The following is a 12,109-nucleotide window of genomic DNA, read 5'->3' on the forward strand; positions in this document are numbered from 1 at the left end:
ATATGAAGAGGAGTTTAAATGACCGACATGACTGAAAACTTAAGAAACATCGCTTTTGTATCACATGGTGGAGCCGGAAAAACATCTCTTGCCGAGGTTATGCTTTTTAACGCGGGTGTTATCAAGAGGCTTGGACGTGTTGAAGACGGCAATACAGTTATGGATTTTGAGCCGGAAGAGCTTAAACGCAATACAAGTATCAGCAGCGGATTCCACCAGTTCAAATGGGGAAAACAGGTTATTTCCCTTATAGATACCCCGGGAGATCAGAATTTCTTTTCAGATACCAGAAGCTGCATGCAGGCTGCTGATGGAATTGTTATTCTGATTGATGCCGTGGACGGCATCAAGGTGCAGACCGAGATGGCATGGGATTTTGCCGAAGAATTCAACTTGCCCTGCATAATTTTTGTAAATAAAATGGACAGGGACCGGGCGGATTTTTTTCGCACTTTTAAAGACGCGGCAAACTGTTTTAAACCAAAGCCGATCATGTTGCAGCTTCCGATAGGAGCTGAAGCGGATTTTAAAGGGGTTGTGGATCTTGTCAGGATGAAAGCATATACCTATGATTCTAACGGAAAGGCAATACAAGGAGATATCCCTTCTGATATGCAGGAGCAGGCGGAAAAAGAAAGAGAAGCCCTGATTGAAAATATTGCAGAGACAGATGATGATCTTCTTGAAAGGTATCTTAATGGAGAAACCTGGTCCGATGACGATATTATAACAGGTTTAAGAAAAGGTATATTATTGCGAGCAATTATGCCTGCTCTTTGCGGATCTGCCATAAGTAATATCGGCATTGATTTATTATGCGATACAATTGCTGAATGCATGCCTTCACCTGTTGATAGAGGCGCTATAATATGCACGGATCCTGAAGGTAAAAATGAAATCGAGCAAAGTCCGGATCCGGACGGTCCATTTTCAGGTTTTGTGTTTAAAACCGTGGCAGACCCGTATGCCGGCCGGCTATCAATCTTAAGAATTATTTCAGGAACCCTGGGGGGTGACGGAACCTTTTATAATACAAATAAAAATTCAAAGGAACGCTTTACCCAGCTATTAAGGGTTGAAGGAAAAGAACAAAAATCAATAACAGGGGCCGGACCGGGTTCCATAGTCGCTGTTGCAAAACTTAAAGATACAACCACTGGCGATACCCTTTGTGATGAGGCTAATAAGATTAAATTCAAATGCGCCGACCCTCTTCCCACGCTTATCTCTTTTGCTATTGAGCCAAAATCAAAGGAGGATGAAGACAAAATATTTTCCTCTCTTTCAAAGCTTCTGGAAGAGGATATTGCTCTGAAACTTACACGGAATTCCGAAACAAAGGAGATTCTTCTGTCAGGAAGGGGGCAGGTTCATATCGAAACTGTTGTTGAGAAGCTTAAAAGGAAGTTCAATGTTAAAGTAAATCTCAACACCCCCAAGGTTCCCTATAAGGAAACTATCAAGAAAAAGGTCAGGGTTCAGGGAAAACATAAAAAACAATCAGGGGGCCACGGCCAGTTTGGTGATTGCTGGATTCAGATAGAACCGCTTCCAAGAGGAAAAGGGTTTGAGTTTGTCAATTCAATTGTAGGAGGCTCAATTCCAAAGACTTACATTCCAGCGGTTGAAAAGGGGATTGTGGAAGCGGCACAGAAGGGCGCGCTTGTCGGGTTTCCGTGCGTGGATTTCAAAGTTATACTTGACGACGGCTCCTATCATGCTGTTGACTCTTCTGAAATGGCGTTTAAGATCGCCGGTTCTCTTGCCTTTAAAAAAGCTGCCATAGAAGCCAATCCTGTTTTGCTTGAACCTATCATGAAGGTTTCCATCACAGCGCCTGATGAATATATGGGCGACATTATGGGAGATCTTAACAGCAGGCGCGGCAGAGTCCTGGGCATGGACAACAAGGGTAAAAGTCAAATTATCAACGCAACAGTACCAATGGCTGAATTTCTTACCTATGCACCTGATATCAGATCAATGACAGGCGGTCGCGGCATGTTTTCCATGGAATTCTCTCATTATGATGAGGTTCCGGCACAGATATCACAAAAGCTTGTCGAAGAGATAAAAAAGAGCAGGGAATAGAAAAAAGTGCCTAAAGTATGATACATTCGTAAAAAGTCAAAAACCACTTTTTACTAAACGTGTTAGGTGTTAGGTGTTAAGAGCTTAATAAAACAGACAATTGCTTTAACCTAACACCTAACAATTTACGTTTAATGTTTGATGAACAAATATAACATGGCGGAATTCCTTAACTTTAGGCACTTTAGTTCACTTGTAACTTTAGGCACTTTTCTTAAGCCCGCAATGTCGTACAGCGCTCTCATCCAGCATTTCAGGCAGGCCTCCATGGTCGGATGGGATAAATCCAAGAGACTTTTCCCATACCTCATCATCTTCCATGCAGAAATAGACAAGAACATCGGGGGCTGCCTCCTTTATCCAGAAAGCCATCTTTTGATAAAGATTGATACGAAGAGGCTTAAAGTAGCGCATCTTATTGTCAAGGCCGGATATGAATTCTCCGTATATTATTCTTGAATCAGGAAACCGTTTTTGGATAACCTGTTTTAAAGATGGCATAAATCTAAAAGTTCCGAGGCTTATCCATACGATATTTTCAGGAGATATTGTGGAAAAGAGCTGGATAATCACCTGCCTGTAATCCTCTTCGCAACCCTCATAAATAATCATCGGATCAAAATGAAAGGCCAGCGGGTATCCCCATGACTCGCATTTGGCAGCTGCATTCAGCCTCTCGGAAAGAGAGGTTGTATGACGCTCCTCATTGCTGATAATCGCATTTGTATTAAGTGACCAGGAAACTATTGTCTTGCGATTGTGATCAAGATTTTTCAGCCTGTTAATGGCAATTGTTTTGGTCTTTAGCTCCAGCACGGCGGATGTTTGGCCGGAAAATTTAGGAACAAGCAGATTTGAAAGGTCTGTCCACCGCTCCCAGATCATGCTGTCGGTAAACTCTCCGGTCCCTACCCTGCTCACCCCTTTTTTTTGAAACAGGATGTCCAATTCCGACAGCAGATCGTCATGGTTAACAAAATACTGAAGAACAGGCGGATGAAAATATGATTGCAGGATACAGTAAGAGCAGTCCATGGCGCAGAAAGTGCCGATGTGCAGTATCTTGTAGCCGCAACAGGTATAATGGCTGGTTCCGGGACATGGCCTGATAAAAGCGCCCTTATTTTTTGTAAGGAAAAGAATTTCTTTCCCCTTTTTAACAGGATCATCCGCTGATAAGATCAATTCAAATAATTCACGCGCATCATGAACTGTTTCAAAAGGTAGATTAAGGCGCGATTTTATGGAAATAACCTCGGGCGAATCAGCAACCTCTTTATCTATATAAAGTTTTAAAAGCGACATAAATTTAACCTAAATAAAACCGCCGTATAAGTCAATGCAGATCCCTTTTTTCTATAAAATATTGTCTCACGCAAAGGCGCAAAGACGCTAAGTTTTATTTTTTTCTTTGCGAGTTTAGCGCCTTTGCGTGAGAATCTGAAAACTCACATGAATAAATATTGTTTCAATATGTTATTGGAGAGAATGACCTGGCCGTGCTTTTCTATTTCGCACGAAATCGCAATTTCTTGACTTTTATGGGATTGTAAATTATTAAATAGTCTAACAGGAGTTTAATGAGATATGGGCGAAGTACTTACAACAATCCCAAATTATGATATTATTGAAAAGTTGGGTGAGGGGTACCAATCCATTGTTTATAAAGCCTTTCATAAAAAGAATCCTAATCGACCATTGGCTCTCAGGGTTTTGAAAGCGGCCCTACTATCCGAAGACCAAAAAAGATATTTTCAGCAGAAAATTGAGCATCTGAAGATCTTACATGATACCCGCCTTATCACGCCCTTATCATTTAAGGCGAGAGGAAATGTCCAGTTTTTCACCCAAAACTATTTCAAGGGTATAACCCTTGATGACTGGGCCAAAAGCCAGACTAAAATTACCTTAAATGATTTTTTCACTATAGCTTGCGAGCTGGCTGAAGCCATCGATAAAATTCATGAAGCAGGGATTATTCATGGCGGAATCAAACCCCACAATATATTAATCGAGCCGAAGGCCTTTAATATAAGGTTAATTGATTTTATAGACCCCCTTGATGCAAGGGCTGTAAGCCATTTTATTTATGACCGAGGTTTTGTGGAAAATACTCTTGCCTATACCTCTCCCGAACAGACCGGGCGCATCAATCATAGAGTCGATTTTTCGAGTGATCTATACTCGCTGGGGATTACCTTTTATAAATTGCTGACCGGACAACTTCCATTCTTCTCTACCGATCCCCTTGAATTAATTCATTCCCACCTGGCCGAGGAAGCGCCGCCCGTCCACGAATTAAATCCCGAAGTTCCCCCTATTCTGGGTAAAATCATAGCGAGATTAATGCTCAAACAGCCGGAGAAACGGTACCAGAGCGCGTCCGGGCTTTTGGCCGACTTCATACAGTGTCGGGATGAATATTCAGCCGCCGGCACAATCGGCGAATTTACTCTTGGGATTTATGATCACACCCATAGAGCTGCCTTTATTTCTAAAATGGTGGGACGCGACAGGGAGTCTGAAATTATCCTTGAGGAATACGATAAAGCATCCAAGGACTCTTTCCGCTGCCTATTCATTTCAGGTCTCCCCGGCATTGGAAAAACCCGCTTGATTCAAGAACTTCAGAAACCAATCGTTAGGCACAGAGGGTATTTTACCTCAGGGAAATTCGATGTCTATCAAAAGAATATTCCATATAGCTCCCTTATACAGGCCTTAAGAAATCTGATTAGGACCTTTTTAACGGAAAGTGACGAAAGGGTCGCTCTCTGGAGGCAAAAGATCATCAAAGCGCTTGGAAGTAACGGCAGGGTGGTTACCGACGTGATCCCTGAACTGGAGATACTGCTCGATCCTCAACCGAAGGTTAAACCGCTTCCTCCTGTTGAATCGAGAAACCGCTTCCATGATCTCTTTGGCCATTTTTTGACCTGTCTCGCCAGCGAGGAATATCCCCTGGTGCTTTTTATCGACGATCTTCAGTGGTGTGATATTGCCTCCTTTGATTTTCTTGGCAACATCTTTGCCAACCACAATGAGCATCCATACCTTTTTCTTGTAGGAGCCTATCGTCATAATGAGGTCGATTCGAGCCATCCTCTTGCCAAGTTAATACAAAGGGTAAAGGAAAACGACGAACCTCTGCAAGAAATCAGGTTGTCGCTTCTTAAACCAGAACACTGCCATGAGATGGTCTCCTATATTCTTGATTCGCCTCTTTCATATACCATGGAATTAGCCGGTTTAATAACGGAACTCACCGAGGGGAACCCTTTGTTCGTGAGCGAGATGCTGTCGTATCTCCACAATGAAGATTTGCTCATTTTAGGTGAAAACAGTCAATGGCAATGGGATATGGATAAGATCAGGGAGTCTGACATGCCCTCCACGGTTGTGGCGCTTTTTAGCTCAAAGGTGCAAAAACTTCCCTCTGATACTATTGACCTGCTCGAATACTGCGCTTGCATGGGAAACCTATTCACGCCGGATGAAGTTGCTCTGATCAGAGGAATTACCTTGTTGGATGTATTTGAAAAGTTGAAACCAGCCTTGGGCCGGGGGCTTTTAATCGAGAACAAAGGTCAATTGCAATTTGTTCACGACCGGGTGCAGGAAGCGGTCCTGAGCGCCATAAAATCTGAAACGCGGCGGCAGATGCATTGGCGGATCGGATTTCACCTCCTTTCTGCTGTTCCCAAAGGGGCTGATTTGGAAAAACTGTATATCCTCTTCACCATTGCTTCCCATCTTAACCTGGGAAGGGAGAAGGCGCTGGACAGAAAAACCGCCTGCCAATTGTCGGATATCAACTATCATGCGGGTAACAAGGCCCTGGACTCGCTGGCAACAGAGGCAGCCAATGAATATTTTCGACAAAGCCTTGAACTCTTACCGGAAGACTCCTGGGAGGGACAATACGACAGAACATTTAAGATCTTCCAGAAATTGGCAAAGACCGAGTTGATGTGCGGGGGATATGAGATCTCGGAAAAACTGCTTAATCAACTACTTGATCATGCCAAAACCGATCTGGACAAGGCGGAAGCCCTGGCCGAACAGACCACCTCGCTCTCATCTATAGGCAATTTTATAAAAGCCATTGAAACCGCTAATCGCGGACTATCCTTTTTCGGAAAATCGATCCCGGACGATCCTGAACTTGCAGAGAAAAAACGAGAGCAATTGATGAATGAGATCAACTCCAAAGATATCGATATTTGGGATACTATCCTCAATATGCTCTTTACTACGAAAAGAAAAAACAAGATCGAACTGGCTTTTTACAGTGAACTTATCCCGGATTTATATATGTCCGGTTTTGTGCCGCAACTCTATCTTTCGGCAGTGCAGTCAACTAAGCACTGCTTGGAAGGCGGGATGGATGAATCGGTGATCTATTCTTTTTCTATTATGGGCCTCTATCTCGGGGAGCATGGAGAATTTGAGCAGGCATTCCGCTATGAAGACCTGGCCCGTAATTTGTCTGAAAAACACATGAACACCTTTGGGGCGACACGGGGTATGAACGGCGTTGTCTGGTGTAATATGCATTCGAGGAGTCATCCCGAAGAAGTGGTCAAATATTGTCTCAAGTCCATTCAATGCGGAAAAAACTGCGGCGATCTGTATAATGCAGGGCTTTCGTACGGCCCCTTGATGTGGAACCTTCAGGTGCAAGGAGCCAATATGGTTGCGATCGAAGAATATGCCAGGGAATGCCTTCAGTTTTCTCAAAAATATCATTTATTTTTTTCTGTTGGTCTGGCTGAAGCAATTCAGGCCGGGTGGATAGAACCCATGAAGAGAGGTTATACGCCCGTTCCCATGGAGGAAAAGATTAAGAAATGGGAAAAGGATAATCATATTGCCTCTGCTGGAAGCTATTATGTCCATATTGCCTTGACCCATTATTATTTTGGAGAGTATAAAAAGGCGCAGCAGGATCTAATTAAAGCCAAGCAGTACATGAGAGGGCTCACCGACAATGTGCTGAAGCGGCAGTGGCATGTTTTTCAGGCGCTAAATGCCATCAAGTTGTATGAAAGGGGAATTGTTTACAAAAGCAAAGAAGAACTACTGTCCTATATAGAACCGCTTATCAGCAAGATTGAGACCTGGGCTCAATTCGGACCATTGCTAAAACCGTATCTTGCTTTTATCCATGCTGAGCTGGAACGAACTACCGGAGATTTCAGAAATGCCAGAAGTCTTTACTTTGATGCTATAGCTATTGCCCACAAACAACGCTACGCGTTGCTGGAAGCTCACCTTAATGAATGTCGTGGAGAGCTTCTCAAGGGCGCAGGTTTTGAAACGGCTCGGGTTTACTTTGTCGAGGCTGCCCGGCTATACAGAAAATGCCGGGCGGAACGTAAAGAAATTTTACTCATAGAGAAATACCCGGAATATTTTGAGAAAGAGGTACCTGCTTACGCGCCTGCCAAAGCAAAGCCGGCTGCTTACACCCTTCCCGATCTCGACGTTGACTACCTCATGAAATCCTCCCTTGCTATTTCAGCAGAGATTGATCCCGATGTCCTGTTGAAAAAGATCATGAATGTGGTGCTGGAGGCCTCGGGTTCCCAGCATGCATATCTTTTGATTGAAGAAAACAGCCGCCTGATTGTCCGCGCCGAAAGTCATATCACTAAAAAAGATGCTGTTCGTACCGTCAAATACAACCTTGAAGATGCCGAGGACGTTTGTAAGTCTATAGTCCGTTATGTGCGCCGGACTAAAAAGAGCGTAGTCCTGAACAATGCTTCAAAAGAGGGTGAGTTTAAGGACAATCCCAAGGTTCAGAGGATGGGCCTTAAGTCAATTCTTTGCCTTCCATTGATCAAGCAATCCAAATTGATTGGAATTCTATACATGGAAAACCGTTTGTCGGATTCGGTTTTCACACCGGAAAGGACAGCGATGACCGAGTTGTTGACTTCCCAGGCAGCCATCTCTTTTGAGAACGCCCGTCTGCTTGACGAGATGAGACAGGCTGAGGATCAAATCAAGGCATCGCTGAATGAGAAAGAAGTGCTTTTGAAAGAAATTCACCACCGTGTTAAAAACAATTTGCAGATTATTTCCAGTCTGCTTAGTCTTCAATCTACGCATATCAAGGATAAACATGACATAGAGATATTCAAGGAGAGCCGGAATCGTGTCAGGTCAATGGCTTTCGTTCATGAAAAACTGTATCAATCAGAAGACCTGGCGATGATTGACTTTGCTGAATATACCAGAAAGCTAACAACTTCTTTATTCCATTCGTATGCGGCCTATCCAGAGAACATAACTCTGGAGATCAATGCGGACGATATCTTTCTGGGTATTAATGATGCCATCCCTTGTGGTTTGATTATAAATGAACTTGTTTCAAATTGCCTGAAACACGCTTTCCCAAGGGGTAAGAAGGGAAAAATATGCGTCGAACTTCATTCGAAAAGGAACCTGCACGCAAATAATAAGTTTACACTGATAGTCGATGATAACGGCGCCCGCTTCCCAAAAGGTTTAGACTTCCGAAAAGCGAAAACATTAGGTTTGCAATTAGTAACGACTTTGGTAAAACAGCTTAAAGGGACGATCGAGTTTGATAGAGATGATAGAACAAAATTTGAGATTACATTTACCCCGAGAGAAAAAAGGAAAGGGGGTTAAGACAATGACGAATGCGCAGATTTTGATTGTTGAAGATGAAGGTATCATCGCGAATGATATACAAAATACATTGGAAGGTTTGGGATATGCTGTTATTGCTATCGCATCTTCCGGAAAAGAAGCCATTAAAAAAGCAGTGGAGATGCTCCCTGATTTAGTGCTTATGGATATCGTGTTAGAAGGGCTCATGGACGGCGTGGAAGCGGCTGAGCGAATCATGGATCGTCTCGATATTCCAGTGGTATATCTCACTGCTTATGCAGACGACAAAACATTGCAGCGGGCAAAGATAACAGAGCCTTACGGTTATATACTTAAACCTTTCAGTGAAAGAGAATTATACACTACCATCGAGATGGCCCTTTACAAGCATAAGATGAAAAAAAAGTTAAGAGAGAGTGAACAATGGCTTTTCACCACACTTAAAAGTATAGGCGATGCCGTGATCGCCACCGATTCAGAAGGTTTAATAACATTCATGAATCCCGTTGCCGAGATTTTAACGGGATGGAAACAGGAAGACGCTACAGGAAAACCTTTGGGGAAAGTTTTCAATATTATAAATGAGACAACAGGCAAACTGGCCGAAAATCCTGTAACGAAGGTACTCAAAGAAGGTATTGTCGTGGGGCTGGCAAATCATACGGTGTTGATAGCCAAAAACGGAGCAAAACGCCCTATTGATGACAGCGGCGCTCCTATTAGAGATAAAAAAGAAAACATCATCGGTGTTGTTTTGGTCTTCCGTGATATTACTGAAAAGCGGAAAATGGAAGAAGAACTCTTGAAAGCGGACATACTTGAATCCCTCGGTATCCTTGCCGGCGGTATCGCCCATGATTTCAACAATATTCTAACGGCAATTATGGGTAATATTATGTTGGCAAAGATATATACACAACCAGGAGATAAGATATTTGAAAGATTGAAAGAGGCAGAAAATGCGTCCTTTCGGGCAAGGGATTTAACCCAACAATTAGTTACCTTTTCCAAGGGCGGAGCGCCAATCAAGAAAACCGCTTTTATCTTAAAAATGCTAAAGGACACAACCCTGTTTGCCTTAAGCGGTTCTAATGTCAGAAGTGAATTCTTTATAACAGGTGACCTCTGGCCGGTTGATGTGGATGAGGGACAGGTCAGTCAGGTCATCAACAATTTGATAATCAATGCCAGCCATGCTATGCCTAAAGGTGGGATAATCAAGGTGCGCGCTGAAAATATTGTTTTAGATGCTAAGCGGGGTCTTCCTCTAAAAGAGGGGAAATATATAAAGATATCCGTTGAAGATCAGGGTGTTGGGATTTCGAAAGAGCATCTCAAACAAATATTTGACCCCTATTTTACCACTAAACAGAAGGGAAGCGGTCTGGGGCTTGCCACTGCTTATTCAGTTATCAAAAAGCATGATGGCTATATTCAAGTTAAATCAAAGCTTGAAGTGGGAACCACTTTTAATATTTACCTGCCTGCTTCTTCAGAGGAAATATTGATTGAAAAAGAAATCAGAGAAAAAATTCTTACTGGAAAGGGTAAAGTTTTAATAATGGACGACGAAGAGATAGTCAGAAATGTGGCAGGCGAAATGATCAAGGTTTTAGGCTATGAAGCGGAGTTTGCCAAAGATGGCGCTGAAGCGATTGAACTGTATAAAAAGGCTAAAGAATCCGCGCAACCCTTTGAAGCAATCATAATGGATTTAACCATTCCCGGCGGGATGGGAGGCAAGGAAACCATTCAGAAACTTATCAAGATTGATCCTGAAGCTAAAGCCATTGTTTCCAGCGGTTATTCTAATGATCCCGTAATGACTGAATATAGAAAACATGGTTTTTGCGGCGTTGTTGCCAAGCCATATAAGATCAAAGAACTGGGCGAAGTATTATATGAAGTAATAATGAGGTAACCACGCCCTGGCGTGGTAAACCGTGAACGGTCTGGTTATCTATACAGTATTTTGCATACCATGGATTTTGTATGCAAATGTTACCTGCCCTTCAAATAATTCACGCGCATCATGAACTGTTTCAGAAGGCAGATTAAGGCGCGATTTTATGGAAATAACCTCGGGTGAATCAGCAACCTCCTGATCTATGTAAAGCTTTAAAAGCCGCATAATAACCCTGTAATTCCTGAAAATATTTTATTTTTATTGTAAATTTAAAAATAATAGTATAAATATTTAACAAAATTTTTACCAAAATCTATATAGCAAAAGTATTTAAAAATCAAATTCTTATACCACGAACCAGCAGCCGAAACTTTTAGATATCGGGTTGGTCTTTTATTCGAAAAAGGAGATATAATGATGAAGAAGATCGAGGCGATCATCAAACCCTTTAAGCTGGATGATGTTAAAGAGGCTCTGAATGAAATCGGTATTCATGGAATGACTATCTCAGAGATAAAGGGCTATGGACGGCAGAGAGGGCACAAGGAGGTTTATCGCGGAGCCGAATATGTGGTTGACTTTATCCCTAAAATCAAAATCGAAATAGTTGTTGAAACCGACCTGGCTGATAAGGTGGTGGAAACAATAAAAAATGCTGCATATACAGGCAAAATAGGTGATGGAAAAATTTTTGTGCTCCCCATAGAGGAAGTCGTCCGGGTACGCACAGGAGAAAAAGGGAAAGACGCAATATAGTAACAAGTATTTGTTCAGGTTATTAGCCTGAAGACTGTAGACTTAAAGACACTGATATTACCACAACGGCAAAGGCCGTATTTTAGAAGGAAAATAATTATGACACCAAAACAGGTACTGGAAATGGCTAAAGAAAATGCAGCCAAAGTTGTGGATATACGTTTTCTTGACCTTCCAGGTGTATGGCAGCATTTTACCGTGCCTATATGCGAATTGGACGAGTCAAGCTTTGAAGATGGTTTCGGGTTTGACGGTTCAAGCATCAGGGGATGGCAGCCGATTCACGCCAGCGACATGCTTGTGATACCCGATCCTGCGACCGCAAAGATGGATCCATTCTTTGAAGTTCCCACCCTGGTTCTTATCGGAGATATAGCCGACCCGCTCACACTGGAACCTTATTCCCGTGATCCGCGCTATATAGCTAAGAAAGCGGAATTATTCCTGAAAAGCAGTGGAATCGGCGACACCGTATACATCGGACCTGAAGCGGAATTTTTTATCTTTGATAACGTGCGCTTCGAATCATCGACAAACATGGCTTTCTATGAGGTTGACTCTGTGGAAGGAGTCTGGAACAGCGGCAGAGAAGAATGCCCGAATCTTGGCTATAAACCAAGGCATAAGCAAGGGTACTTTCCTGTTCCTCCGACAGACAAATTTCAGGACCTGCGCACCCGAATGCTTCTCACCCTTGAAAAACTTGGTATA

7 protein-coding genes are annotated in these 12,109 nt (G+C 42.8%); 5 read left to right on the forward strand and 2 right to left on the reverse strand.

Annotated features, from left to right (window positions below):
* Nucleotides 1-18: 18 nt before the first annotated feature.
* A complete protein-coding gene (fusA, locus tag VMW78_05360; protein ID HUV50431.1) occupies nucleotides 19-2,091 on the forward strand; it encodes an elongation factor G in 2,073 nt (690 codons plus the stop codon).
* A 201-nt stretch (nucleotides 2,092-2,292) separates the two neighbouring features.
* Here fusA and VMW78_05365 read toward each other — a convergent pair whose 3' ends face one another.
* A complete protein-coding gene (locus tag VMW78_05365; GenBank protein HUV50432.1) occupies nucleotides 2,293-3,396 on the reverse strand; it encodes a DNA photolyase in 1,104 nt (367 codons plus the stop codon).
* Between the two features lie 282 nt (nucleotides 3,397-3,678).
* Here VMW78_05365 and VMW78_05370 point away from each other — a divergent pair, with 282 nt between their 5' ends.
* The gene (locus tag VMW78_05370; protein ID HUV50433.1) at nucleotides 3,679-8,754 is read left to right on the forward strand and encodes an AAA family ATPase; all 5,076 of its coding nucleotides are present in this window, start codon (nucleotides 3,679-3,681) and stop codon (nucleotides 8,752-8,754) included.
* 4 nt (nucleotides 8,755-8,758) lie between these two features.
* Complete coding sequence (locus VMW78_05375; protein ID HUV50434.1) at nucleotides 8,759-10,657, forward strand: response regulator; 1,899 nt, start codon at nucleotides 8,759-8,761, stop codon at nucleotides 10,655-10,657.
* Nucleotides 10,658-10,696: 39 nt separating this feature from the next.
* Here VMW78_05375 and VMW78_05380 read toward each other — a convergent pair whose 3' ends face one another.
* The gene (locus VMW78_05380) at nucleotides 10,697-10,867 is read right to left on the reverse strand and encodes a hypothetical protein (GenBank protein HUV50435.1); all 171 of its coding nucleotides are present in this window, start codon (nucleotides 10,865-10,867) and stop codon (nucleotides 10,697-10,699) included.
* A 192-nt stretch (nucleotides 10,868-11,059) separates the two neighbouring features.
* Here VMW78_05380 and VMW78_05385 point away from each other — a divergent pair, with 192 nt between their 5' ends.
* Nucleotides 11,060-11,398: a P-II family nitrogen regulator gene (locus VMW78_05385; GenBank protein ID HUV50436.1), complete on the forward strand. Its 339-nt coding sequence runs from the start codon at nucleotides 11,060-11,062 to the stop codon at nucleotides 11,396-11,398.
* Nucleotides 11,399-11,497: 99 nt separating this feature from the next.
* Nucleotides 11,498-12,109 (forward strand): glutamine synthetase beta-grasp domain-containing protein (locus VMW78_05390; GenBank protein ID HUV50437.1); only part of this gene is annotated, 612 nt, incomplete at its 3' end.

The sequence above is a fragment of the Anaerolineae bacterium genome, from assembly GCA_035529315.1.
In the GTDB taxonomy this organism is placed as follows: domain Bacteria; phylum Desulfobacterota; class Desulfobacteria; order Desulfobacterales; family ETH-SRB1; genus Desulfaltia.

Bases quoted from the DNA above. Each gene is read 5' to 3' on its own strand.
- fusA (HUV50431.1), top strand. From the start codon at position 19: ATGACCGACATGACTGAAAACTTAAGAAACATCGCTTTTGTATCACAT.
- VMW78_05370 (HUV50433.1), top strand. From the start codon at position 3,679: ATGGGCGAAGTACTTACAACAATCCCAAATTATGATATTATTGAAAAG.
- VMW78_05375 (HUV50434.1), top strand. From the start codon at position 8,759: ATGACGAATGCGCAGATTTTGATTGTTGAAGATGAAGGTATCATCGCG.
- VMW78_05380 (HUV50435.1), bottom strand. From the start codon at position 10,867: ATGCGGCTTTTAAAGCTTTACATAGATCAGGAGGTTGCTGATTCACCC.
- VMW78_05365 (HUV50432.1), bottom strand. From the start codon at position 3,396: ATGTCGCTTTTAAAACTTTATATAGATAAAGAGGTTGCTGATTCGCCC.
- VMW78_05385 (HUV50436.1), top strand. From the start codon at position 11,060: ATGAAGAAGATCGAGGCGATCATCAAACCCTTTAAGCTGGATGATGTT.